This window comes from Bradyrhizobium nanningense (assembly GCF_004114535.1).
Taxonomy (GTDB): domain Bacteria; phylum Pseudomonadota; class Alphaproteobacteria; order Rhizobiales; family Xanthobacteraceae; genus Bradyrhizobium; species Bradyrhizobium nanningense.
In genome coordinates this window covers 110,029-134,562 of sequence record NZ_LBJC01000033.1, presented here as the reverse complement: position 1 = coordinate 134,562, position 24,534 = coordinate 110,029, and the positions used below count along the sequence as shown (strand labels likewise).

Sequence of the window (24,534 nt, the reverse complement as noted above, 5' to 3'; positions counted from 1 at the left end):
CAATCAAGGATCGCACCCAAACTGAGTAAGACGTTGATTTTAAATAAGAATTATAAAGCGATCACGGTAAGGATCAGGACTTGGCCAGCGGGACGGCGGAAATGATGACGAAGGCCTGCGCCAGCGGCCAGTCATCGGTGATCGACACGTCGATCCGGGCCTCGAATCCTTCCGGCGTCAGGGCCTGAAGCCGGGCCAGGGCGCCGCCGGTCAGCTGCATGGTCGGCCGGCCGCCCGGAAGATTGACCACCCCCATATCGCGCCACCACACGCCGCGCCGGATCCCGGTGCCGAGCGCCTTGGAGCAGGCCTCCTTGGCGGCGAAGCGCTTGGCGTAGGTCGCCACCACCATCTTCTCGTTCTTGGCGCGGCGCTCCGCCTTGGCCCGCTCCGCCACGGTGAAGATGCGGTCGAGGAAGCGCTCGCCATGGCGCTCGATCACCTTGGCGACGCGGGTGATGTCGATGAGGTCGGAGCCAATGCCGATGATCACGCCCGGCTCCGGCCGCGGTCCATCGCCGCGCGCATGCTGCGCACCGTCTCGGCAAGACCGACGAACAGCGCTTCGCCGATCATGTAGTAGCCGATGTTGAGCTCCATGATGTCAGGCAGAGCCGCGATCGTCTCCGCCGTCGTATAGTCAAGCCCGTGCCCGGCATGGACCTCCAGCCCGGCGGCCGTGGCCAGCTTCACGCCCGCAACGATCCGCTGCCATTCGGTCTCGGCCTTGGCGGTGTGGCCGTCGACCACGGCGTCGCACCAGGCGCCGGTGTGGATCTCGATCACGGGCGCGTGCAGCCGCGCCGCCATCTCGATCTGGGCGGGATCGGCGGCGATGAACAGGGAGACCCGAATGCCGGCGTCGGTCAGCCGCGCGATATAGGGCGCGAGCGCGTTATGCTGGCCGACCACGTCCAGCCCGCCTTCGGTGGTCACCTCCTGCCGGCGCTCCGGCACCAGGCACACCGCGTGCGGCTTGGTGGCGAGCGAGATCCGCATCATGTCGTCGGTCGCCGCCATCTCGAAATTGAGCGGCTTGGAGATCTCGGCCTTCAGCCTCGCCATGTCCTCGTCGCGGATGTGGCGGCGATCCTCGCGCAAATGGGCGGTGATGCCGTCGGCGCCCGCCTCAATCGCCAGCAGCGCCGCCCGCACCGGATCCGGATGGCGGCCGCCGCGCGCGTTACGCACGGTTGCGACGTGATCGATATTGACGCCGAGGCGGAGCTTCGAAGCGGGCATTTCAGGACTCGCAGAATCAGAGGGACCGGCGCATGCGAGATGCACCTATCCATTAACACGTTCGACTTTGGCGACGACCGCCTTCGCGCGCAGCTGGGCCAGAATCGCGCTCAAATGCTTCAGATCGTAGACTTCGAGATCGATCGTCGTTTCCGTGAAGTCCGGTGAGCGGCGCTGCATGCTGATGTTGTCGATGTTGCCGTCATGCTCGGCGATCACGGTCGCGATCTGTGCCAGCGCGCCGGGCTCGTTGACGTTCTCGACCTTGATGCGGGCCGGGAAGCGCTGCGGTGCGGAGTCCTCGATGTCCCAGCGGACGTCGAGCCAGCGCTCGGGCTCCTCCTCGAAATCCTTCAGGGCCGGCGCCTGGATCGGGTAGATCGTAATGCCCTCGCCCGGCGTGACGATGCCGACGATGCGATCGCCCGGCACGGCGCCGCCGTTCGGCGCGAACTTGATCGGCAGGTCGGAATTGATGCCGCGGATCGGAATCGCGACCGGGCTGCGCGGCTGCTCCGACGACTTTTCCTTGAGCTTGGCAGCAAGCCCTTTCTTGACGCCGTAGCGCGCGATGCGCTCCTCTTTGTAGTCGGGGTACATCGCACGTGCGACGTGGGAGGCCTTGATCTCGCCGCGCCCCACGGCTGCCATCACGTCGTCGATCGAGGTCCGTGCGAGTCGCGGCAGCGCGCCCTTGAGCTTGTCGTCGGCATATTCGATCTTGGCGCGCTCGAACAGGCGCTCCACGATGCGCCGGCCGAGACCGGCATATTGATCGCGCACCGCGGTTCGCGTGGCGCGGCGGATCGCGGCGCGTGCCTTGCCGGTGACCGCAAGCGTTTCCCAGGCCGAGGGCGGCGCCGATTGCGCTTCCGAGGTCAGCACCTCGACCTCGTCGCCGTTCTGGAGCTCCGAGGACAGCGGCGCGAACTGGCCGTTGATCTTGCAGCCGACCGCGCTGTTACCGACGTCGGTGTGCACGGCATAGGCGAAGTCGATCACGTTGGCATGGCGCGGCAGCGCGATCAGCTTGCCCTTCGGGGTGAAGCAGAACACCTGGTCGTGGAACAGTTCGAGCTTGGTGTGCTCGAGGAATTCCTCCGGATTGGCGCTCTCCGAGAGGATGCCAATGGTGTGGCGCAGCCAGGCGAACGCAGTCGACTCGCGCTTGAGGAATTCGGTCGGCGAGCCGACGTCTTCCTTGTAGAAGACGTGCGCGGCGATACCCCGCTCGGCGATCTGGTCCATCGCCTCGGTGCGGATCTGCAGCTCGACGCGCTGGTTGCCTGGGCCGATCACCGTGGTGTGGATCGAGCGGTAGTCGTTCTGCTTCGGCGTCGAGATGTAGTCCTTGAAGCGCCCCGGCACGACCGGCCAGGTGGTGTGGACGATGCCGAGCGCGCGATAGCAGGCCTCGATGTCGTTGACGACGAGCCGGAAGCCGAAGATGTCGGACAATTGCTCGAAGCCGACCGACTTGCGCTCCATCTTGGTCCAGATCGAGAACGGCTTCTTGCGGCGGCCATAGACCCGCGCCCCCAAGCCCCTGTGACGCAAATTATTGGACAGTTGGTCCTCGATCTCGCCGATCAGATTGCGGTTGCGTTCGGCGAGCGCGTCCAGGCGCTGCATCACCACCGAATAGGCTTCGGGATCGAGGGTGCGGAAGGACAAATCCTCCAGCTCCTCGCGCATTTCCTGCATGCCCATGCGCCCCGCGAGCGGCGCATAGATGTCGAGCGTCTCCTCCGCGATGCGCCTGCGCGATTCCGTCGGCACGAAGTCCAGCGTACGCATGTTGTGCAGACGGTCGGCGAGCTTGACCAGAAGCACGCGGACATCGTCGGCAATGGCCAGCAACAATTTGCGCAGGTTCTCGGCCTGCTTGGCCTCCCGCGACACCAGTTCCAGCCGCTTCAGCTTGGTCAGGCCCTCGACCAGCGCGCCGATCTCCGGCCCGAAAATCTGATCGATCTCGGCCCGCGTCGCCTCGGTGTCCTCGATCGTGTCGTGGAGCAGCGCGGCCACGATGGTGGCGTCGTCGAGCTTCAGGTCGGTGAGAATCGCCGCCACTTCGAGCGGGTGCGAGAAATACGGATCGCCCGAGGCGCGGGTCTGCGAGCCATGCGCCTTCATGGCGTAGACATAGGCGCGGTTCAGCAGGTCTTCGTTGGTGTTGGGATTGTAGGACCTGACGCGCTCGACGAGGTCATATTGACGCATCATGCGCGCGCGCGGCTTGGCCGGGCGCGCGACCGGCGCAGTCGGGGCCACGGCAACCGATTCGGTTGCGGCCTGCATCTGCGTGGATCTGCGGCGCCGATATACCATCCGTCCTGCCTTCAAACGAGCCTGGGCCTGCCCGTTGTATACATCTTAGCTCCGATCGCGCTTGTGTCCGATCAATTCAGTGACAGGACGCATCGCCAACCACAACGCTATGGTAACCACGAAAACGTCAGCAAAAGCAAAGGCCCGAACAACGGTTCGGGCCTTTGATAAGATCACAAGAAGTCGACGATCGCGACGGACGATTTACTCGTCTTCCTCGGGCTGCTCCTCGGGCGGCGCGAGGCCTTCGAGACCCTTCAGGAGCTCCTCTTCGGTCATGCGCTCGACGGCGACCTCGGTATCGTCCGCATCGACGCTCGCGCCCGCGGAACCGATCAGCGGCACCGTATCCGGCTCGGGCTCGTCGACCTCGACGAACTTCTGGAGCGAGTGCACCAGCTCCTCGCGGAGGTCCTCCGGCGAAATCGTCGTGTCGGCAATTTCGCGCAACGACACAACAGGGTTCTTGTCGTTATCGCGGTCAACCGTTAGTTGTGAACCGGACGAAATCATGCGGGCTCGGTGGGCGGCCAGCAGGACCAAGTCAAACCGGTTGTCGACCTTGTCGATACAATCTTCTACGGTGACGCGAGCCATGGACTGTCGCTCCGTTGTGGGTGGGACGAAATATGTGGATGATTGGGGCTAGTTATAGGGACGGGGCCGGTTTCGCAAGGCCAATTTGTGATTTGGCCTCGCCAAACGGCTCTGCTACCCCCACATTGGGGCTGGGATGGGTGGTTTCCCGGGCTGCCATCGAGGGCAGCGCCGGATCTTTGCAAGTCGGCCATAACTATACCTTGATTGCCCCGACTTCTCCGGATTTGCGGTTTCGACGGGTCTCAGCGGCACTCTAGAGAAATGCGCGGCCAGCTGCCGCCGCGCCAACAATAAAACGATCAATCACGAACACTACGCGAGCAAACTGAATGTCACCTTCTCCTACCAACAAGATCGCGCTCTTCATCGATGGGGCCAATCTCTACGCGACGGCGAAAACTCTGGGCTTCGACATCGATTACAAGCGCCTGCTGAAGGAGTTTCAGGGCCGCGGGACGCTGCTCCGGGCGTTCTACTACACCGCCATCATCGAGGATCAGGAATACTCCTCGATCCGCCCGCTGATCGACTGGCTGGACTACAATGGCTACACCGTCGTCACCAAGGCGACCAAGGAGTTCATCGACGCCTCCGGCCGCCGCAAGGTCAAGGGCAACATGGACATCGAGCTCGCCGTGGACGCGATGGAGCTCGCCGAGCACATCGACCAGATGGTGCTGTTCTCCGGCGACGGCGACTTCCGCTCCCTGGTCGAGGCCGTGCAGCGCCGCGGCGTGCGGGTCACGGTGATCTCCACCATCGCCAGCCAGCCGCCCATGATCGCCGACGAGTTGCGCCGCCAGGCCGACGTCTTCACCGACCTCGTCGAGCTGCAGTCCAAGCTTGGCCGTGATCCGTCCGAACGCCCCGCCCCGCGCGACCGCGGCGAGCGCGAGGCCCGCCACCACGCCCCGCAATTCCTCCAGCGCGCAACCACGATGGCGCCGAGGGGCGATGACGACTTCGAGGAGTGAGGCGGTTCGGTCCAGCCGCCAGCTCCCCACCGTCGTTCCCGACCGCGATTGTCCGCTCTGTCCGCGCCTGGTGGCCTTTCGCGAGGCTAACCGCGCACGCGAGCCCCTGTGGCACAATGCCCCGGTCGCGCCCTTCGGCGACATCAAGGCGCGCCTTTTGATCGTCGGCCTCGCGCCGGGGATGCAGGGCGCCAACCGCACGGGACGGCCGTTCACCGGCGATTATGCCGGCGATCTGCTCTACGCCACGCTGCTCGAATACGGATTTGCCAAAGGCACCTATCAGGCGCGTCCCGATGATGGCCTGAAGCTGATCGACTGCCGGATCGCCAATGCCGTGCATTGCGTGCCGCCGCAGAACAAGCCGCTACCGGTCGAGATCAACACCTGCCGGCGGTTTCTGGTCGCGAATCTCGAGACGATGCCGAAGCTGCGCGCGATCATCGCGCTCGGGCGAATTGCGCACGACAGCGTGCTCAAGCCGCTGAAGCTGAAGGCCTCTCAGGCCCCCTTCGGCCATGGCGCCGTGCATCAGGCCGGCGCGTTCAAGCTCTACGACAGCTACCACTGCTCGCGCTACAACACGAACACCGGCGTGCTGACGCCGGACATGTTCCGGTCGGTGTTCGCGAAGGTGAAGGCGGACCTCGATTAGCGCTCTGGTTCAGGCCTTGGCCGGATTGGCCTTCAGCCAGTCCAGGACGTCGCCGGCGTTCCGGTCGGGCGGAAACACCGGATAGAACACATGCGTGATGCTGGCGTCGTCGATGATCAGCGCGAGGCGCTTGATCAGCGTCAGGCCCGCGACCGCCATGGTCGGCAGCTTCAACGCGTGCGTCAGCGCCAGCTTGTCGTCCGACAGCACCGGGAACGGCAGATGCAGCCGTGAGGCCATCTCGGTCTGGTAGTCGTTGCTCTGGGTCGAGAGGCCGAACACGTGGGCGGCGCCGGCGGCCTTCAGCTCGGCGAACAGATCGCGATACGCACATGTCTGCGGCGTGCAACCCCGCGCGCCCGGGATCATGTCCCAATCGTCCACCAGCGAGATCTTGCCGGGCTCGCCCGTGCGCGGATAGGCGAACACCACGGTCCGGCCGCGCAGCGCCGACAGCGTCACCGAGGTGTCGTTGGTCGCGAGCAGGCCGATCGGGGGCAGCTTCATGCCCGTCAGATGCGCCGCACCGCCATCATCGGCGGGCGCCGGAATCTGGCTCCAGTCGACCTCGAGCAGGTTCTTCTGAGACATCGCGCTATCCCCTCGCCCGCATCAGGCGGCCCTTCTCGCGACTCCAGTCGCGCTTCTTCTCGGTCTCGCGCTTGTCGTGCAGCTTCTTGCCCTTTGCAACCGCCAGCTGCAATTTGGCTCGACCGCGCTCGTTGAAATAGAGCTTGAGCGGGATCAGCGTCATCCCCTCGCGATCGACGGCGCCCATCAGCTTGTTGATCTGCCGGCGATGGAGCAGCAGTTTCCGCGGCCGCTTGGGCTCGTGATTGAAGCGATTGCCCTGGAGATATTCGGGAATGGTGGCGTTGATCAGCCAGATCTCGCCGTCCTTGGAATCGGCGTAGGATTCCGCGATCGTGCTCTTGCCGTTACGGATCGACTTGACCTCGGTGCCGGTCAGCGCGATGCCCGCCTCGATCGTGTCCTCGATCGCATAGTTGAAGCGGGCCTTGCGATTCTCTGCCATGACCTTGATTGGACGTTCGTTTTTATCGGCCATGAGAAGCAAACCCGATCGAGATGCGCAGCAAAGCTAACAGTTCGGATGAAGCGCGCGCGTCACTTCTTGAGGAGGTCGCGAATTTCGGTCAGCAGCTCGACCTCGGCCGATGGCTTCGGCGGCGCGACAGGTGCCGCCTCCTCCTTGCGCTTCAGCGCATTCATGGCGCGGATCACCAGGAACAGCACGAAGGCGACGATGACGAAGTTGATCGTCAGCGTCAGGAAGCTGCCGTAAGCAAGGACGGCGCCTTGCTTTTTCGCATCCGCTAAGTTGGTGGCGGTAACCGCCTTCGACAAGGGGATGAAGTGGTTCGAGAAGTCGAGACCACCGGTGACGGCGCCGATGATCGGCATGATGACGTCGCCGACCAGCGACGTGACGATGGCGCCGAAAGCCGCACCGATGATGACGCCGACCGCGAGATCGACGACATTGCCCTTCATGGCGAACTCACGGAACTCCCTGAGCATCAGTCTACCCTTGTCGTCGACGCTCATGAACGGACTCCCGATAAGCTGGCGCCTCAGTTGATCAGGCCAGCGTGGACCATGGCGCTGCGCACCGCAACGCGGGTCGGCTCGGAAACCGGCACCATCGGCAGCCGCAGCGTCTCGTCCAGCTTGCCGAGCAGCGACATCGCATACTTGATCGGCGCCGGATTGCTCTCGATGAAGAGGTTGTTGTGCAGCGGCATCAGCTTGTCGTGCAGCTTCAAGGCGGTGGCGTGGTCGCCCTTCTGCCAGGCGATGTGGAACTCCGAGCACAGACGCGGCGCGACGTTCGAGGTGACGGAGATGCAGCCGTGGCCGCCATGAGCCATGTAGCCGAGAATGGTGGCGTCCTCACCGGAGAGCTGATTGAACTCCTCGCCCATCGCTGCGCGCTGCTGCGACACGCGCACCATGCTGGCGGTGGCGTCCTTGACGCCGGCGATGTTCTTCAGCTCCCACAGCCGCTTCATGGTATCGACCGACATGTCGATCACCGAGCGCGGCGGGATGTTGTAGATGATGATCGGAATCCCGATCGCGTCGTTGATCGCCTTGAAGTGCTGGTACATGCCTTCCTGGGTCGGCTTGTTGTAATAGGGCGTCACCACCAGCACGGCATCAGCGCCCGCCTTCTCGGCGTGCTGGGAGAGCTCGATCGCCTCCTTGGTCGAGTTGGAGCCGGCCCCCGCGATAACAGGCACGCGGCCCTTGGCTTCAGCGATGCACCATTCGACCACCTTCTTGTGCTCGTCATGGCTCAGCGTCGGGCTCTCGCCGGTGGTGCCGACCGGGACAAGGCCGTTGGTGCCCTCGGAAATCTGCCAGTTGACCAGCGAGCGGAAGGCGGCCTCGTCCAGCGAGCCGTTCTTGAACGGCGTGACCAAGGCGGTGAACGACCCCCGGAATTTCGTCTTGGCTGCCATGGACTTCCTCCGTGCGCGGCTATCTCTTGAGCAAGCGCCATTCATATCGGGTCTATCCCGCCGGTAAAAGACCCGCAGCCCGGTGACACACCGTTTAGGCCGCGATTTTGCCGTGGTGATGGTGCAAATGGGCCCGAAGTAAGCGGCTGTTGGTATTTTGTCCGCATATTCAATCAAATACAGCTAGATCTTGAGCCACTTGACTGATTCGGGGCGACGAAACCCGTGACCTCAATCCCTCGCACCGTTTGGCGATCCTCCGGCCTGGTCCTGTGCCTGATGGCAGGGCTGTCGGTCGGCAGCGCCACCCTGGCCAAGTCCAATGAGACGCCTGCGGAAACCGCCAAGGACACGGCGAAGGACACCGCAAAGCCGGCGGCCAGGGATGCAGCGAAGGCCTCATCCAAGGGAACCGGCAAAGGACCTGGCAAGGACACCGCGAAGGATACAGCCAAGGAGACAGCCAAGGGCGCGAGCAAGGGCGCAGCTGCCGCCCCGGCCAAGGACGCTGCGAAGAAGCCGGCCAAGGATATTGGCAAGGACACTGGCAGGAACGCTGGCAAGAGCATCGACAAGAGCGCCGGCAAAGACGCCGCGAAGGACAAGCCCAAGCCTGCCGCAGCGGCGCCAGCGCCGAAATCACATCCGGCGGCCAGCGGTTCGCCTCCGAAAGCGGCCCCCGCGCCGGCCGTGACGGCCACCGTCAAACCTTCCGCCCCTCCCCCGCGCGCTGCCGCAGCTCCCGTGCTGGCGCCGGCGACCCGCCAGCATGCCGCGCCGCGCAAGCCGGTCGTGCCGGCCGCGGTCGCAGCGACGTCGTCGACCTCGCAGGGCGACAAGGAGACCCTGGAGAGCGTCATCGAGCTGGTGCGGAAGCGCAAGGCGGGTGACGCCACCAATGCCGCGGCCGGCATCTCGGATCCGGTCGCGCGAAAACTCGCGGAATGGATCATCCTGCGCAGCGAGGACAACGGCGCGAGCGTGGAGCGCTACCGCGCCTTCCTTTCCGCCAATCCGAGCTGGCCGTCGCAGACTTTCCTGCGCCGGCGTCTCGAAGCTGCAATGTGGGACGACAGGCGCGACGATTCCGTGGCGTGGTCGTGGTTCGAGAACGAATCTCCGATCTCCGCCAAGGGCCGCTTCACGCTCGCCAAGGCGATGCTGGCGCGCGGCGACCGCGCCAACGCCGAGCGGCTGGTGCGCGAAGCCTGGCGCAGCGATCCGATGTCCGAGGAGACCGAGAACAACGCGCTCGACCAGTTCGGCGCCCTGCTGACGCCGGGCGATCAGAAGGCGCGGATGGACACCCTGCTCTACGGCAGCGAGAACGAGGCCGCGCTGCGCGCCGCAAGGCGCCTCGGCGCCGGCTATGTCGCACTCGCCAGGGCCCGCATCGCCGCCGTCAAGAAAGCGCCGAACGCGCGCGCGCTGCTCGATGCGGTGCCGCACGAGCTGCACAGTGATCCCGGCTTCATCTTCAGCAAGATCCAGCTGTTGCGCCGCGAGGAGAAATTTGCCGAGGCGGCCCAGCTCATGCTGTCGGCGCCGAAGGACCCGGGCCGGCTCCACAATCTCGATGAATGGTGGATCGAGCGGCGTCTGCTGGCGCGCAAGATGATCGACACCGAGGAGTTCCGCAGCGCCTATCTGATCGCGCGCGACGCCGCGCTGCCCTCGCGTGACATCTACAAGACCGAGCAGGAATTCACCGCCGGGTGGATCGCGCTCCGCTTCCTCAACGATCCCGCCACGGCCGCGCAGCATTTTGCCCGCATCGGGGTCGGCAGCGTCAATCCGACCACGCTGGCGCGTGCCGGCTATTGGCAGGGCCGCGCTGCGGAGGCGATGGGCCGCCAGCAGGAGGCGCGCAATGCCTATGCGCGCGCGGCCGAGCAATCGACCAGCTATTATGGCCAGCTCGCCCGCGCCAAGCTCGGCCTGCCGCAGATCGAGCTCAATAGCCAGCCGCGCGGGCGTGGCGCCGAACGGCTGGAGATCGTGCGCGCTGCGCACCTGCTCTACGAGCTCGACGAGCACGAGATGGCCGTGCCTGTTCTCGCCGACATGGGCGAGAACGGCGATCCCGAGGCGCTTGCCGGCCTCGGCGAGCTCGCCCAGCGCTACAACGATGCCCGCGGCATGCTGCTGGTCGGCAAGGCCGCGCTCAATCGCGGCTTGCCGTTCGACTTCTACGCCTACCCCGTCAACGGCATTCCGCAATTCGCGCCGATCGGTCCCGAGGTCGAGCGCAGCATCGTCTACGCCATCGCGCGGCAGGAAAGCGCGTTCAACCCCCGTGTGGTTTCCCCGGCGCAGGCCTACGGGCTGATGCAGGTGACGCCGGACGCCGCGCGCTATGTCTGCAAGCGGCACGGCGCGACTTACGATCTGGGCCGGCTGAAGAACGATTCGGTCTACAACGCCACGCTGGGCTCAGCCGAGCTCGGCGGACTGCTCGAGGATTACCGCGGCTCCTACATCATGACCTTTGCCGCCTACAATGCCGGCCGCGGCAGCGTGAAGAAGTGGATCGACCGCTACGGCGATCCGCGCGACCCGAAGGTGGATGCGGTCGATTGGGTCGAGCTGATTCCGTTCTCCGAAACGCGCAATTACGTGCAGCGGATCATGGAGAACCTTCAGGTCTACCGCGCCCGCTTCGGCGGCGGCACCCGCTTGCAGATCGAGGCCGATCTGCGCCGCGGCACCGCAGTCCCGAACTAGCGGCGTTTATGCTGGCTGTATCCCCACGAATGCTCGTATCAGGCGACGCACTGAAGTCGAGCGCACGATCAAAGATAGTACTTTCGATTTCTCAAGCCAGAAAATGTCTGACGACCCCGGCATCGTGCGGTTTCGTAAGAAGGCGGGCGCGGGTGGACCTTGGACGGTCGAGGTGTTTGGTGAGGTCAAGAAGTTATGACTGTTTGGCTCGTGCCAGCTTGTTGAGTGGTAGCAATGCCGAGGCAGTCAGCTGATTTGTCGTTGTTTTTCAGCGCTTTCACGAAGTACCCTTCGTCTCCGCTAGGGAGCGGCCCCCTCACCTATACCAAACCAGTCAGTGCAATCTTCCGCTGATGTCCAACAGTTCAGCGTGACCTGCGAGCGCAGTGTCGTATTCAGCGTATTGACGATGCCGGGTGACCTCGCCCTCAGAGCAAAACATAGTTTCGAACAGAAGCGGCGCCTGATGCATGGCAGCGGACCAGCCGGTATCATCGAAGCCTCGAAACCTGGTGAGCAGCTGGGCTCCACCAATCATGTCCGAGCGCAAATGACCGCTATTGTTCGCGTCCAGCCATGTCATCATGGCCTCGCGCGCTTCTAAGTCGTTGCCCAAGTGGATGGGCCGCTTACCATTTAGCAGATAGAACCCATAGGGAAAGATGATCATGGAAATCGTCAGAGCTGCTGTTTAGTCCGCGATCTGCAACCTAGCACGACAACGAGCCAAGGAGCGCTCAAGCTGCTGCAGCAGCTCTATCGTGTGCAACGTCGTCGCCTCGCCCATCTCCTTCTTTATTGCGGCGCACACCGAGTCCCTACTCTCTTGTAATCGAGCAAGCTCCTTGAGAGCCTTCGGCGTAGCGGAAAGATACACCACTCGTTTATCGGTGTTCGAGCTTTTCCTTCGGATCAGGCCGAGGTCTTCCAACGGTCTCGATTGTCTGACAATGAACGAGGCGTTTACTCGCAGGGTCTCAGCAACGGATTTGACTTGGAGACCGCTGCGTTCGTGGGCTTCTGCGATAATAACCAACATGTTCCATTGCGAAACAGTAAGCCCCATGGCGCTTGCCCATCCGGTTTGAACCTCCGAAATCAGAAAATCAACGGATCGTACCGCTCTGACTATTTGTTCGACCAGCTCGGGGGCCCTCGCCCACGCCTCATTGGAAGCCATGACGTCCACCATCACTCAAGCCATCCAGCATCACTCAAGCAAAGAGAAAACCCCCGGCAGTTTCCTGCCGAGGGCTCTTGAAGATCAGTTCGTTGAACCGAGCTTACCAGTTGCGCTGAGCGCGGAGGAGCAGTGTGATGCTGTCCTGATCCTTCAGCTCGTACACAGCGGTCGGCTTGGCCGTGGTAGCGGCCGGGCTGAGAACTGCAGTACCGGCATACTTCTGGTCCAGATGGGTCCAGTTCACGTCGGCCGAGAACGTCAGGTTCTTGACGGGGGTCCAGCGGGTGATCAGGCCGATCTGGGCGACCGCGAAGTCAGGGTTACAACCCGTGACGCCCGCCAGGCCACCGAACACGCCGCCGGTGCCAGTCGCGCCGCAGAGCGTGGTCTTGGCAAGCGTGCCAAACTGCGCCTGAGCGTAAGCACCGTACAGCGCGGAGTTCCAGTAGGGATCCCAGTTATGGGTGTAGGCACCACGGAAGCCCCAGGTCTTGACGCTTTCCTGACCGCCGGTCGTGAACACGGTGTCCGGAGCATTGGCGAAGCCGACGCTCTGGTAGGCAATGCCCGAGCTGCCGTACATCTGGTACGAGCTGCCCGCCAGGTTCTGGAAGTTGTAGCGGGTCGCGCCGTCGGTGTAGACGCCCTGGATGTTGATCGTGTCACCCGCACCAGTCGGGATGTTCTTGATCGACAGAGCGAGCTGAACAGCCCAACCCCACTTGTCGTCGGGGTGGCCGGTCGTCTCGGTGGCGCCGTAATAGGCAACGTGGTTGTCATGCGCAGCAATCGATGCCTGGAACAGACCCCAGGCCTGGTCGACGCGGACCATACCGACGAGGTTCGGCGAACGCGAACCGCCGATGGCGTTGGAGCCATACGAACCGCCAACCATGGTAGCGGCAGTGGCGCCGAGCAGGTTGAGGTTACCGGCCTGATAGTAGGCCGTCGCGTCCTCCGCCGAGAACGCCGCCGTCACGCCCTGACCGAAGTCAGCGGTGTAGGTGAACTGGTTAACACCGGTGACCGTGCCGGAACCGCCGACGAGGCTGTCGATGTTGTTGCCGGGATAGTTGGTCCAGGGCGCGTCGAACTGCGACACGGCCTTACCCATGGTGAAGCCAGCGAACTGGATGAAGGCGTAGTACACGCCGAGCGAACCGCCCGAGGTACCGCCGTCAGTTGGGTTGATGGTGGTGGTGCCAGCCGTCGTAGCGCTGTAACCAGTCGTACCCGTTCCAGAACCCGTGCCGACATAGCTGCCGGTGGTCCAGGAGAACGTCGCATCGAAGAACGTGCGGACGACGCCGTATTCGGTGGCCGTGCGCGTGTCGATGTTGAGGTCTTCACGAGCGCGAGCGGTGTAGTAGTTGCTCAGGCGATTGTGCGCACCGGCGGGAGCCCCGTTGGCAATACCGTAAACGCTGTTCGTGCCCAGCGCGACTTCAGCGCGCAGATAACCACCCAGCTTGATGCAGGTGTCAGTGCCCGGGATGTAGTAGAAACCCGCGCCGTAGAGCGAGCAGATCCGCACGTATTCGACCGCTTTGGCCTTTACGGGAAGATCAGCTGCCTGCGCTCCGCCCACGGCGATCAGACCCGCCGCTGAGCCGAGCAAAAGGCTCTTAACCAACTTCATGTTAAACCTCCAAGTTGCTCTTCAGGGAAGGTCACTGACCGGACGGCCAATTCCCCAACCCCCTCTAAATCACCGCTTTGGTCCCCTTCGCGCCTTCGGACACACCCGCATGAACGCGAGGGACTTAAGCGAATGACCTAAACGGGACGACCTCGGGATGCCCCCCTCCGTCGCTCAGTCACAATTACCGAACGTCCTTGCACACACAACAACAGAACGCTTCGAAACGGGCCCATGAAGCTTGTTTTCCGATGGGTGTTGCACAAATAACACGCAGATGTGATCGCGGTGCGCTCGCAACATATTGTTTTTGCTGGCCTTTTTGAATCGGTTCCGTTTGCCGCCAAAACTCCTCACCTGAGGCAGAGGGAACGGGCGCTCGCCGCCGCGGCGCTGAGGAGGCTCGAATCGTAGAATCAGACCGGGGCTTGAGGCGGGAGGTGCAAACAGCCCGGACGGACCGCCGATCCGCCTCTCAAACGGCTGCGGCAATCCGGCCGCGCCACGGCGGCGGCGCCTCTATATAGAGGGCCTGCTTGAGATGGCGCCCGGCAACAAACCGCCTGGTTTCGAAAATCGCTGGGAATATTCGAGCGAAAACACACGCTTCCAAATTGACCGGCCCGAGTAATTAGATGCATAAGGCTCGCACCGGAGAGGTGGCCGAGTGGCTGAAGGCAACGCTTTGCTAAAGCGTCATACGGTCTCAAGCTGTATCGAGGGTTCGAATCCCTCCCTCTCCGCCACCCAGCGGCAGAATCAATCAAGATCTGTGCGTTCGTTCGCCTGAAAGCGACGCTAAGGCCCGTGCGAGAGCCTGGCGCAAGGATCAGCGCGCCGCATTCAGCCGATTCGCCCTGACCTTATATGTGGGCGTCCGCGTCTAGCGGTGGAACCGCCAGATCCGCCAATGCGAGGGCGAAATCAGCACGGCCTCGTCGGCCCAGACGTTGAACCAGACGCCGGACCTGCGCCGGCACGGGAACGACCAGGGCAGAATTCCCGTCTTGTGCAGGCGGCCGAGTTCCAGGTCGCACTCATCGGGAGCGATCTGAATCGGCAGCCATCGTCCATTCGTGTCGGGATCGCTCATGCCGCTCGGGTCTTATGTGGCGGCACGACGAAGAAACTTGATTCAGCGCAACCAGGCCCACCCGTGCGAACACGGGTATGGATGCGATTCTCAGCTCAATGGGCGGAAACCCACGCCCGCGCCTCGCGCTGTGCGACCGAGATCTCGACATCCGACATCTGCCCGGCAACCTCCTGGCGCAGCGCCACGGCGTCCTTGCGGCCCTTCAGCGCGGCGAGATTGAACCATTTATGTGCGGCGACGAGATCGACGAGGCCGGAGCGGCCGCTCGCCCAATAGATGCCGCGCTCGAACAGCACGTCGGATAGCGCGCTCGCGTCGATCGGCGTAGCCGTCTCCATATCGAAAGTACCCTGAAACATAACGCATCCCCTTTGTTCTTATGCCGCCTCGTTCCCCCGAGCGCGGCTCCCGTCCAACTCTGATGTGCATGCCCCTTTTTCGGGATCGTGCACTGTTCAACTCATCCCCGAGTCTTCCTGCCGTTTGCCGGCTTGTTGGAGGCGATGATGGCGGGCAAATTTGAATGGCAGTTTAAGTATCGCGATGAAGCAGACGTAAACGCGCACGCGCGGTGGCGACGCGAAGAATTAGAAAAGTCCCTGATTTGCAGGCACTTCTGCGATTCACCAGATTCTGTTTACCCCGGGATTTTCGCAGAACGATAACCATCGCGCGCGGTGGGCGGCGCGCCTGGTGCTGCGGCGCTGCTCGTTGTCGTCACCCGCGCCCCGGCGACGCCAAGGCTACGCGGGGCATGCGGTCCGGGACCGCCGAAGCTTCAGCGAAGGCGGCAGACGGGCGACCCAATATTCCAGAGACGGCCATCATCTCCCCGAGACGCCGCGGCGTACTGGATCGCCCGGTCGGAGCCGGGCGATGACATCGCGAATGGAGAAGCGGCGCGCAAACAGGCCGCAGCCCTCGCCTGCCCCAAGGCAGAGCAACGAGGTCGGCGCGGCCACGTCGCGGTCAGATCAGCAATGTCGGGGATAAGGAATGCCGGCAATACCCCGGCCTCAGGAGAACGAGGGCGTCGGCGAACACGTCAGGACCAGATTCCACGATGGCCCGAAGGCCGCTTGTGAAATTGCGGAGCCCCTTTTCGGAGAACCGCACCGAACGAAGAAAACTCGTTTCTTCTGCCGGACCGTCAAAGCGAACGATCCGACCGTTGACCTGATGTCTCGCCGACACCCTCTATCGTCGATCAGAACCTTCAGGAGGCGCTGATGACGTGCCGGCTGCTGGAGCCGGCAACTTCAGAAGTCGAAGTTACTTCTTCTTCTTCGCGACCTTGCGGGTCTTCTTCGCAGTCTTCTTCACTGCGCTCTTCGCCTTCTTCGCCTTCTTCGCTTTCTTGGCCATGTTGCCCTCCGATGTGTGAGATGGCTTTAATCGCTGCGTGCAGTCGGGGATCGAATGCACTCATCCCGAATACACCAACACAACGAAAAAAACAGCGTCTCGCTTAAAGAAGTGTTGACGACGCAACACGCGTGCGCTTGGCGAGCGCGATGCAAGCGCACTGCATGACGCGCACGATCGAGTGCAGAGAGTGCCCGCAACCTCGCTGTTCGCGCCATATGCGATTGCAGAAAAACACTATGCAGCAAGTATTTTTCTGTACGCGCGCATTGCGCACGATGATCGCGGCGACGTGCATTGCCAATCCCGCGACCACCTCGCAAGGGCGCTTTGCGGACTCTGAGTCGCGACTTTTGGCAACGAAAATATTTTCATGCTTAACGGCGCAAGCGCTCCTCGAAGCGAGCGCGAGCCGCCGTTTTGCGCGAATCGCGTCACGGCGATTCGGCCGTCACATCGCAGGCGATCGGGATGAAGTGTGCCGCCGAGGATGCGTGCGAACGTCGTGTCGAGGAATGAAAGCGAGGTGACGAAACGTGTCCGTCACCTCGTTCGAACGCGTGAGGTCAGATACCGAGCTTGGACTTGAGCAGGTCGTTGACGCTCTGCGGGTTGGCCTTGCCGCCGGACGCCTTCATCACTTGGCCGACGAACCAGCCGAGCGACTGCGGCTTGTCCTTGACCTGCGCGGCCTTGTCGGGATTGGCCGCGATGATGTCGTCGACAACCTTTTCGATCGCCGAAAGGTCCGTGACCTGCTTCATGCCGCGGCTTTCGACCAGCGCGCGGGGATCGCCGCCTTCCTGCCAGACGATCTCGAACAGATCCTTGGCGATCTTGCCGGAGATCGTGCCCTCGCCGATCAGGTCGATGATCGCAGCCAACTGCTCGGCGGTGACGGGAGAGCCCGTAATATCCCGGCCTTCCTTGTTGAGACGGCCGAACAGCTCGTTGATCACCCAGTTTGCCGCCATCTTGCCGTCGCGCGCACGGTTGGCGAGCTTGTCGAGCACGGTCTCGTAAAACATTGCGCTCTCGCGCTCGGCAACCAGCACGCTCGCATCATAGGCCGACAGACCGAAGTCGGCGACGAAGCGCATCTTCTTCTGATCCGGCAGCTCGGGCAGCTTCGCCTTGAGCTCGTCGACGAATGCCTGATCGAACTCCAGCGGCAGCAGGTCGGGATCGGGGAAGTAGCGGTAGTCATGCGCCTCTTCCTTGGACCGCATCGAGCGCGTCTCGCCCTTGTTCGGATCGAACCGGCGCGTCTCCTGCTCGATCTGCCCGCCATCCTCCAGGATCTCGATCTGGCGCCGCGCTTCATACTCGATCGCCTGGCCGATGAAGGTGATCGAGTTCATGTTCTTGATTTCGCAGCGGGTGCCGAGCGGCCCGCCGGGCTTGCGCACGGACACATTGACGTCGGCGCGCAAGGACCCCTTCTCCATGTCGCCGTCGCAGGTGCCGAGGTAGCGCATGATCGAACGCAGCTTGGACACATAGGCCTTGGCCTGCTCGGCGTCGCGGATGTCCGGTTTCGAGACGATCTCCATCAGCGCCACGCCACAGCGGTTGAAATCAATGAAGGAGAGCGACGGCGACCGGTCGTGCAGCATCTTGCCGGGATCCTGCTCCAGATGCAGCCGCTCAATACCGATGTTGGCGGTCTTGCCGCCGTCGAGATCGACCACCACCTCGCCCTCACCCACGATCGGCGACGCGTACTGGCTGATCTGGTAGCCCTGCGGCAGGTCCGGATAGAAATAGTTCTTCCGGTCGAACACGGAACGCAGGTTGATCTTTGCGTTGAGGCCGAGCCCGGTCCGGACAGCCTGCCTGACACATTCCTCGTTGATGACGGGCAGCATGCCCGGCATCGCGACATCAACCAGCGACACGTGGCTGTTCGGCTCGCCGCCGAAGACGGTCGACGCGCCCGAGAACAATTTTGCGTTCGAGGTCACCTGGGCGTGGATCTCGATGCCGATGACCATCTCCCAGTCACCGGTTGAGCCCTTGAGAAGCTTGTGCGTGGCCGTGCTCATGTCTTGCTCCCGAGCAGCGTGGCAGCGATCCGCTCCCACTCCGCTTCCAATGAATCCTTTGCTGCTGGCCGGCCGGCCTGGCGATACCAGTAGCCGGCATTGCCGAGATCGCCTTCGACGCGGTGCAGATAAGCGTGCACCCAGGCAGCGTCGCGCCCTTGGTCGTCCTGAACGATCTTGTGCGCCTGGTCCCAGTCGCCCTTGGCGGCCCACCAGAGACCTCTGAGCGGCGCGCTCAGATCCGGCGCAGGCGCCGCGCCGTCGAGGCTCGCGATGAAATCAGCGACATTCACCACCACCTCGTCGGCGTGAAGCGGCCGGCGGCCTGCTCGATCACCTCGCCGAGCGAGAACAGCGTCTCCTCATCGAAGGGACGGCCGATCAGCTGCAGGCCGAGCGGCAGGCCTTGGCGGTCCTTGCCGGCGGGCACGGCGATGCCGGGCAGGCCCGCCATGTTCACGGTCACCGTGAAGATGTCGTTGAGATACATCTCGACCGGATCGGTGCCGCCCTTCTCGCCGATGCCGAAGGCGGCCGACGGCGTCGCGGGGGTGAGGATCGCGTCGACGCCCTTGGCGAAGCAATCCTCAAAATCCTTCTTGATCAGCGTGCGCACTTTCTGCGCGCGGAGATAATAGGCATCGTAATAGCCGGCCGAGAGCACGTAGGTGCCGATCATGACGCGGCGCCGCACTTCCGCGCCAAACCCTTCCGCGCGGGTGTTCTCGTAGAGCTCGATGATGTTCCTACCCTGCTCGCGCAGGCCGTAGCGGACGCCGTCATAGCGCGCGAGGTTGGAGGACGCCTCCGCCGGCGCCACGATGTAATAGGCCGGCAGCGCGTATTTGGTGTGCGGCAGCGAGACCTCGACGAGCTCGGCGCCGGCGGCCTTCAGCCAGGCCGCACCCTCGCTCCAGAGTTTCTCGATCTCGGCCGGCATGCCGTCGAGACGATATTCCTTGGGGATGCCGATCTTCATGCCCTTCACGGACTTGCCGATCGCAGCCTCGTAATCCGGCACCGCGATATCGACCGAGGTCGTGTCCTTCGGATCGTGTCCGGCCATCGAGCGCAGCAGCATCGCAGCATCGCGCACGCTGCGCGCGATCGGGCCGGCCTGGTCGAGTGAGGAGGCAAAGGCGACGATGCCCCAGCGCGAGCAGCGGCCGTAGGTCGGCTTGATGCCGACGGTCGCGGTGAACGCCGCGGGCTGCCGGATCGAGCCGCCGGTGTCGGTCGCGGTCGCGCCCATGCACAGCAGCGCCGCCACGGCCGAGGCCGAGCCGCCGGACGAGCCGCCCGGCACCAGCGTCGTGTTGCTGCCCTCGCGCCGCCACGGATTGCCGACGGGACCAAAGCACGAGGTCTCGTTCGCCGAGCCCATCGCGAACTCGTCATTGTTGAGCTTGCCGAGCATCACGGCGCCGTCGCGCCACAGCTGCGAGGTGACGGTCGACTCGTAGGTCGGAACGAAATTGCCGAGGATCTTCGAGCACGCCGTGGTCCGCACGCCCTTGGTCGCGAACAAATCCTTGATGCCGAGCGGGATGCCGGCGAGCGGGCCGACGTCGCCCTTGGCGATCTTCTCGTCTGCGGCCCTCGCCATGCTGCGCGCCTGGTCCGGCGTCTCCATCACGAAGGCGTTGAGCACGCGCGCGGCTTCGATCGCGTCAAGATGCGCGTCGGTCAGCTCGAGGGACGTGAAAGTCTTGTCGGCGAGACCCTTGCGGGCCTCGGCGAGCGTCAGCGATGTCAAATCGGTCATTTATTGATCGGGCTGCAGAAGAACGGAGACAGGGTCTTGTCGTTGGCCGGGTCGTCTTGCGTGACGTTCTTCTTGGCAGCGGCATTCGCGGCGGCCTCGAGCTCGTCGAGCACAGCATTGACGGCAACATTGGGATCGGCAGCCTTGCCCTGCCGCTCCATCTTGTCGAGGTAATTCATGTAGGCCTGATAGGCCTTCTCATCGTCGCAAAGCATGCACATCGGACGTCCCAAGAGTTATTCGACGACCTTCGGCACCAGGAAGAAGTGACCTTCGGTCGCGGGCGCGTTGGCAACGATATCGTCGGCGATCTCGCCGTCATCGACCACGTCCTGCCGCTTCTTCATCTGCATCGGGGTGACCGAGGTCATCGGCTCCACGCCCTCGACATTGACCTCCGAGAGCTGCTCGACAAAGGCGAGCATGGCATTGAGCTCGCCCTGAAGGTGCGGAACCTCGCCCTCGGAAACCGCAATGCGCGCCAGATGCGCGATGCGGCGGACGGTAGCGGCGTCGACGGACATTATATAAGGCCTCTCACGGCAAAACCCATGTGCCGTATAGCAGAGGCCGGTTTTGCGCCGCAACCGGCGCCGGGTGCTACCCTGCCAGCGCTTTCATGCGGGCCAGCGCCGATTTGGCCAGATCCCGGGTCAATTCTGCCGCGGGGACCTCGCGGCCGAGGGCAATGGCCTGGCCGGCCCAGAGATTGGTGAAATCCACCCTGCCCTGCTTTTCGGCAGCCGCCTTGAGCGGTCCCAGCGCCGTCGCGGCATGGGGAAAGGGAGGCGCATCCGGCGAGATCGGGCCTGCCTCGCGCATCAGGCGGTTCTGGACCCCGCGCGCCGGCCGGCCGGTCATGACATTGGTGATGACGGTGGAATCATCGCCCGCCTCGGCGAGCGCCTTGCGGCCGCCCGCGCTGACCTTGGATTCCGGACAGCGTAAGTAGGCGCTGCCGATCTGGACGCCGGAGGCACCGAGCGCGAAGGCCGCGGCGATGCCGCGCCCGTCGGCAATGCCGCCGCAGGCGATCACCGGCACCTTCACGGCATCGACGACCTGCGGCACCAATGCAAAGGTGCCGGGCTGTTCGGCGATCTTGTCGGTCAGGAACATGCCGCGATGACCGCCCGCCTCCGCGCCTTGCGCGATCACGGCATCGACGCCGCGCTGTTCGAGCCACACCGCCTCCTTCACCGTCGTCGCCGACGAGATCACGAGGCAGCCGGCGGCCTTCACCCGCTTGAGCAGCGCCTGCTCCGGCAGCCCGAAATGGAAGCTGACGACCTCCGGCTTCAGCTCCTCGACGACCTCGCAGAAGGCGACATCGAATGGTGCGCGGTTCGCCGCATTGATCGGCGCTGCGGGATCGAGGCCATGCTCGGTATAATAGCCCGTGAGCCGCTGCTTCCAGCGCGCTTCGGCCTCGCGCGTCAGCTCGACCGGCGTGTGGCAGAAGAAGTTCATGTTGACCGGCGCCTTGACGCGTTGGCGGATCAGGCCGACCTGCTCGCGCGCCTTCTCCGGCGAGATCATCGCACTCGGCAGCGAGCCGAGTGCGCCGCCCTGCGCCGCCGCAATCACCAGCTCCGCATCCATCACACCGGCCATCGGTGCCAGCACGATCGGAAATTCGGTCTTGAAGAGGTCGATCAGTCGACGGTCAGGCCACATGGTTGTTCTCTCTGTTTTTACCCTCCCCTGGAGGGGGAGGGTGAAGAATTTCGCGCCGTTGTCACCGAATTGCGTCTTCCTTCCAGCAACTGCTCCGCCTCCGTCGCAATCCGCTCGACGATCTGCGCGGCGGACGGAATGTCATGGATCAGCCCGGCCGCCTCGCCGGCGAAAACCGCGGCGACCTCGAAATTGCCCGCGGCCTTCGCCGCAGCATATTCCTTGGCGACCTCGCCCGCGCGCTGCATCAGTTCGATCTCACGGCCGCTCCACCGACTGATGTGATCGTTGACCAGCGTTCGTGCCGTGAACGGAGCCGGCCAGAACAGGCTTCGCGACCAGTCAGCGACAACGCCGCGCACCGTGTCGTTGCTGCTCGCCATGCGAATGCGCTGCTTCGCTTCGTCCGCCCCGTTGGCCTCAACGCTCGCATAGAAGCGCGTGCCGATCAGCACGCCGGATGCGCCCAGCATCATCATCGCGGCGAGGCCCCTTCCGTCGGCGATCCCGCCGGCCGCGACGACCGGCACACGTCCGGCCGCAAGATCCACGATCGCAGGCACGATGTCGACCGTGGTGCGCGATGCGCCATGGCCGCCGGCTTCGGTGCCCTGCGCGATCAGGATCTCCGCGCCGGCATCGAGCGCCTGCTTGGCCATGTCCTCGCTCTGCACCTGGCAGATCAGTCGCGCACCGCTCGCCCCAATGCGCGGTGCGAACGGCGCGGGGTCGCCGAATGACAGCATGATGGCCTCGGGGCCAGCGTCGAGCGCGATGTCGAGCAGTTCGGGCTGTTTTGCCAGGCTCCAGGTGATGAAGCCGATGCCGAACGGCGCAAAGCCCTTCAGCTCTGCGGCTTCCGTCTGAAGCCGGACAGGGTCACCGTATCCACCACCCAGGATGCCGAATCCGCCGGCCTCGCTGACAGCGCGGGTCAGGCGGCTGCCGGCGATCGTATCCATGGGAGCCGACAAGATCGGATGCCTGATCCCGAGGAGCTCCGTCAGCGGCGTGGCAATCGGCATGGGTCCTCCCACTCTGGACAGGAAGATTAGGCGCAAATAACATTCTTCAAAATTGAATTCTACAGAACGCTGCCATCTCAAAAGAGAAATGGACCATGGAACTCAGCGATCTCCAGACCTTTGCCACTGTGGCCCGCACCGGCGGCATCACCCGCGCTGCGGAGGAGCTCAATACCGTGCAATCCAACGTCACCCAGCGCGTGAAGGCGCTGGAGGCGGAGATCGGCACCCCGCTGTTCGAACGCCATAGCCGCGGCATGACGCTGACCGGCGCCGGCAAGCGCCTTTTGCCTTACGCGCAGCGGATGGCAGCACTCTCGCGCGAGGCCGTGCTTGCTGCGCGCGATGATGGCGAGCCGAAGGGACCACTTGCGATCGGCTCGATGGAAACGACCGCGGCGGTGCGGCTGCCGCCCCTGCTCGCCGATTTCCACCGCCGCTTTCCCGCCGTGCGGCTCTCCTTACGTACCGCAACCACGGCCGACCTCGTCGCCGCCGTGCTCGAAGGCGCGCTCGACGGCGCCTTCGTCGCGGGTCCGATCGCGCATGCCGACCTCACCGCCACGAGCGCGTTCCGCGAGGAGCTCGTGCTGGTCAGCGCGCGGCGCTGGACCTCACTTGGCGAGCTGCGCGCCGGCACGCCGGAATCCGGCCCGACCGCGCTGGTGTTCCGCACCGGCTGCACCTACCGTCAACGGCTCGAGCAGATCTTCGTCGACTTCGGCTGGCCTTCGGCCGCGCGCTTCGAGCTCGGCACGCTCGACGGCATGATCGGCTGCGTCGCCGCCGACATGGGCGTGACGCTGCTGCCGCGTGCGGTCATCGAACGCAGCGCCATGAATGGCACCGTCTCGATCCACGCCTTGAGCCCGTCGCATGCGCGCGTCGAGACACTCTTCATCCAGCGCCGCGCCGGACATCAATATAGCGCGCTCAGCGGCTTTGCTGCTTGTCTGAAGACCGACGAGGACGTCATCGCGGCCTGAGCTGCCACCGCCGCAGCGCCACGACAGCCCAGATCGCCTCGACCAGGCCGAACGGCCAGGCGCCCTGGAGAAAACCGTAGGCCGAGCCGAGCACGCAGGACGCGGCGAACAGCAGCACGAACCAATTGCTGCGATCTTCCAGAGCGTAAGTGACCAGCATCGCCGTGACGGCGAACAGGCCGAATAATGTCAGCGCATCCATTGTTATGGGTTCACTCCGCGGCGCGACGCGTGATATGCGCTACGCCATGCCGGCTCTTATCCTGCCTCTCGTCGGTGCTGCAACCCACTGGCCCGCGCGCGGCGCGCTGGTCGGGCTCGACCTCGGCACCAAGACCATCGGCGTTGCCGTGTCCGACCCGGACCGCCGGCTTGCGACCGGCGTCGAGACGATCCAGCGCAAGGCGTTCAAGCAGGACGCCGCCCGGCTGCTCGCGATTGCGGCCGAGCGCAAGGCGACCGGATTCGTGCTCGGCCTGCCCATCAACATGGACGGCAGCGAGGGCCCGCGCGCGCAATCCACCCGCGCTTTCGCCCGCAATCTCGCCGGTCTGACCGCCCTCCCCATCGGCCTGTGGGACGAGCGCCTCTCGACCGCGGCGGTCGAGCGCGAGCTGATCGGCATGGACGTCAGCCGCGCCAAGCGCGCCGAGGTGATCGACGAGCACGCCGCGATCTTCATCCTGCAAGGCGCGCTCGACCGCCTCGCCAATCTCCGCGCCGCCTCGGGGACTGAGTGAT

The 24,534-nt window shown here is 64.0% G+C and carries 26 protein-coding genes and 1 tRNA gene; 6 read left to right on the top strand and 21 right to left on the bottom strand.

Going from position 1 to position 24,534, the window contains the following annotated elements; all coding sequences use genetic code 11:
• Positions 1–73 precede the first annotated feature (73 nt).
• From acpS to rpoZ, 4 genes are all read right to left on the bottom strand, one after another.
• A complete protein-coding gene (acpS, locus tag XH84_RS29470; protein ID WP_128920609.1) occupies positions 74–493 on the bottom strand; it encodes a holo-ACP synthase in 420 nt (139 codons plus the stop codon).
• A complete protein-coding gene (locus tag XH84_RS29465) occupies positions 490–1,242 on the bottom strand; it encodes a pyridoxine 5'-phosphate synthase (RefSeq protein ID WP_128920608.1) in 753 nt (250 codons plus the stop codon). The genes acpS and XH84_RS29465 overlap by 4 nt, the downstream gene beginning before the upstream one ends.
• A gap of 45 nt (positions 1,243–1,287) precedes the next feature.
• Entirely contained in the window at positions 1,288–3,573 is a 2,286-nt protein-coding gene (locus XH84_RS29460; protein ID WP_128920607.1) for a RelA/SpoT family protein, read from the bottom strand.
• A 204-nt stretch (positions 3,574–3,777) separates the two neighbouring features.
• The gene (gene rpoZ, locus XH84_RS29455; protein ID WP_008133017.1) at positions 3,778–4,170 is read right to left on the bottom strand and encodes a DNA-directed RNA polymerase subunit omega; all 393 of its coding nucleotides are present in this window, start codon (positions 4,168–4,170) and stop codon (positions 3,778–3,780) included.
• Between the two features lie 332 nt (positions 4,171–4,502).
• Between rpoZ and XH84_RS29450 the strand changes: the two genes are divergently transcribed.
• Positions 4,503–5,147 carry a LabA-like NYN domain-containing protein gene (locus XH84_RS29450; protein ID WP_028135957.1) on the top strand — a complete coding sequence of 215 codons (645 nt, stop codon included), beginning with the start codon at positions 4,503–4,505 and terminating at the stop codon, positions 5,145–5,147.
• Entirely contained in the window at positions 5,128–5,802 is a 675-nt protein-coding gene (locus XH84_RS29445; RefSeq protein WP_128920606.1) for a uracil-DNA glycosylase, read from the top strand. The genes XH84_RS29450 and XH84_RS29445 overlap by 20 nt, the downstream gene beginning before the upstream one ends.
• 9 nt (positions 5,803–5,811) lie before the next feature.
• Here XH84_RS29445 and XH84_RS29440 read toward each other — a convergent pair whose 3' ends face one another.
• From XH84_RS29440 to dapA, 4 genes are read right to left on the bottom strand one after another with little or no spacing between them, the layout of a single operon-like run.
• A complete protein-coding gene (locus tag XH84_RS29440; protein WP_128920605.1) occupies positions 5,812–6,393 on the bottom strand; it encodes a peroxiredoxin in 582 nt (193 codons plus the stop codon).
• A gap of 4 nt (positions 6,394–6,397) precedes the next feature.
• A complete protein-coding gene (gene smpB, locus XH84_RS29435) occupies positions 6,398–6,871 on the bottom strand; it encodes an SsrA-binding protein SmpB (protein WP_027530006.1) in 474 nt (157 codons plus the stop codon).
• 59 nt (positions 6,872–6,930) lie between these two features.
• Entirely contained in the window at positions 6,931–7,344 is a 414-nt protein-coding gene (gene mscL / locus XH84_RS29430; protein ID WP_128920730.1) for a large conductance mechanosensitive channel protein MscL, read from the bottom strand.
• A 53-nt stretch (positions 7,345–7,397) separates the two neighbouring features.
• Positions 7,398–8,288 (bottom strand): 4-hydroxy-tetrahydrodipicolinate synthase, encoded by an 891-nt coding sequence (gene dapA, locus XH84_RS29425; RefSeq protein ID WP_128920604.1) that lies wholly within the window; start codon positions 8,286–8,288, stop codon positions 7,398–7,400.
• Between the two features lie 279 nt (positions 8,289–8,567).
• Here dapA and XH84_RS29420 point away from each other — a divergent pair, with 279 nt between their 5' ends.
• On the top strand, positions 8,568–11,012 hold the full coding sequence (locus tag XH84_RS29420) for a lytic transglycosylase domain-containing protein (RefSeq protein ID WP_164936416.1): 2,445 nt from the start codon (positions 8,568–8,570) through the stop codon (positions 11,010–11,012).
• 334 nt (positions 11,013–11,346) lie between these two features.
• Here XH84_RS29420 and XH84_RS29415 read toward each other — a convergent pair whose 3' ends face one another.
• From XH84_RS29415 to XH84_RS29405, 3 genes are all read right to left on the bottom strand, one after another.
• Positions 11,347–11,682, bottom strand: a complete 336-nt coding sequence (locus XH84_RS29415) for a hypothetical protein (RefSeq protein ID WP_128920602.1) — start codon at positions 11,680–11,682, stop codon at positions 11,347–11,349.
• 21 nt (positions 11,683–11,703) lie between these two features.
• A complete protein-coding gene (locus XH84_RS29410; protein WP_128920601.1) occupies positions 11,704–12,204 on the bottom strand; it encodes a MarR family winged helix-turn-helix transcriptional regulator in 501 nt (166 codons plus the stop codon).
• Positions 12,205–12,295: 91 nt separating this feature from the next.
• Positions 12,296–13,834 (bottom strand): porin, encoded by a 1,539-nt coding sequence (locus tag XH84_RS29405; RefSeq protein WP_128920600.1) that lies wholly within the window; start codon positions 13,832–13,834, stop codon positions 12,296–12,298.
• A gap of 653 nt (positions 13,835–14,487) precedes the next feature.
• Here XH84_RS29405 and XH84_RS29400 point away from each other — a divergent pair.
• Positions 14,488–14,580: transfer RNA gene (locus tag XH84_RS29400), tRNA-Ser, on the top strand.
• A 137-nt stretch (positions 14,581–14,717) separates the two neighbouring features.
• Here the strand turns inward: XH84_RS29400 and XH84_RS29395 are convergent.
• The 9 genes from XH84_RS29395 to XH84_RS29350 form a co-directional block, all read right to left on the bottom strand.
• The gene (locus XH84_RS29395) at positions 14,718–14,927 is read right to left on the bottom strand and encodes a hypothetical protein (protein WP_128920599.1); all 210 of its coding nucleotides are present in this window, start codon (positions 14,925–14,927) and stop codon (positions 14,718–14,720) included.
• A 95-nt stretch (positions 14,928–15,022) separates the two neighbouring features.
• Complete coding sequence (locus tag XH84_RS29390; RefSeq protein WP_128920598.1) at positions 15,023–15,289, bottom strand: hypothetical protein; 267 nt, start codon at positions 15,287–15,289, stop codon at positions 15,023–15,025.
• Positions 15,290–16,861: 1,572 nt separating this feature from the next.
• Positions 16,862–18,340 carry an Asp-tRNA(Asn)/Glu-tRNA(Gln) amidotransferase subunit GatB gene (gene gatB / locus XH84_RS29380; RefSeq protein WP_128920597.1) on the bottom strand — a complete coding sequence of 493 codons (1,479 nt, stop codon included), beginning with the start codon at positions 18,338–18,340 and terminating at the stop codon, positions 16,862–16,864.
• Positions 18,337–18,639 (bottom strand): hypothetical protein, encoded by a 303-nt coding sequence (locus XH84_RS29375; protein ID WP_128920596.1) that lies wholly within the window; start codon positions 18,637–18,639, stop codon positions 18,337–18,339. The genes gatB and XH84_RS29375 overlap by 4 nt, the downstream gene beginning before the upstream one ends.
• A complete protein-coding gene (gene gatA / locus XH84_RS29370; RefSeq protein ID WP_128920595.1) occupies positions 18,630–20,105 on the bottom strand; it encodes an Asp-tRNA(Asn)/Glu-tRNA(Gln) amidotransferase subunit GatA in 1,476 nt (491 codons plus the stop codon). The genes XH84_RS29375 and gatA overlap by 10 nt, the downstream gene beginning before the upstream one ends.
• Positions 20,102–20,326 (bottom strand): hypothetical protein, encoded by a 225-nt coding sequence (locus tag XH84_RS29365; RefSeq protein ID WP_128920594.1) that lies wholly within the window; start codon positions 20,324–20,326, stop codon positions 20,102–20,104. The genes gatA and XH84_RS29365 overlap by 4 nt, the downstream gene beginning before the upstream one ends.
• A 15-nt stretch (positions 20,327–20,341) precedes the next feature.
• A complete protein-coding gene (gene gatC / locus XH84_RS29360; RefSeq protein WP_028143922.1) occupies positions 20,342–20,629 on the bottom strand; it encodes an Asp-tRNA(Asn)/Glu-tRNA(Gln) amidotransferase subunit GatC in 288 nt (95 codons plus the stop codon).
• 76 nt (positions 20,630–20,705) lie between these two features.
• On the bottom strand, positions 20,706–21,782 hold the full coding sequence (locus XH84_RS29355; protein WP_128920593.1) for an NAD(P)H-dependent flavin oxidoreductase: 1,077 nt from the start codon (positions 21,780–21,782) through the stop codon (positions 20,706–20,708).
• A 17-nt stretch (positions 21,783–21,799) separates the two neighbouring features.
• The gene (locus XH84_RS29350) at positions 21,800–22,807 is read right to left on the bottom strand and encodes an NAD(P)H-dependent flavin oxidoreductase (RefSeq protein WP_128920592.1); all 1,008 of its coding nucleotides are present in this window, start codon (positions 22,805–22,807) and stop codon (positions 21,800–21,802) included.
• A gap of 95 nt (positions 22,808–22,902) precedes the next feature.
• Here XH84_RS29350 and XH84_RS29345 point away from each other — a divergent pair, with 95 nt between their 5' ends.
• Positions 22,903–23,793, top strand: coding sequence for a LysR family transcriptional regulator (locus tag XH84_RS29345; protein WP_128920591.1), 891 nt, complete (start codon positions 22,903–22,905; stop codon positions 23,791–23,793).
• Here XH84_RS29345 and XH84_RS29340 read toward each other — a convergent pair.
• Positions 23,780–23,995 carry a hypothetical protein gene (locus XH84_RS29340; protein ID WP_128920590.1) on the bottom strand — a complete coding sequence of 72 codons (216 nt, stop codon included), beginning with the start codon at positions 23,993–23,995 and terminating at the stop codon, positions 23,780–23,782. The genes XH84_RS29345 and XH84_RS29340 overlap by 14 nt on opposite strands.
• A gap of 46 nt (positions 23,996–24,041) precedes the next feature.
• On the opposite strand from XH84_RS29340, the gene ruvX reads away from it, so the two are divergent.
• Complete coding sequence (gene ruvX / locus XH84_RS29335) at positions 24,042–24,533, top strand: Holliday junction resolvase RuvX (protein WP_128920589.1); 492 nt, start codon at positions 24,042–24,044, stop codon at positions 24,531–24,533.
• Position 24,534: the final 1 nt, after the last annotated feature.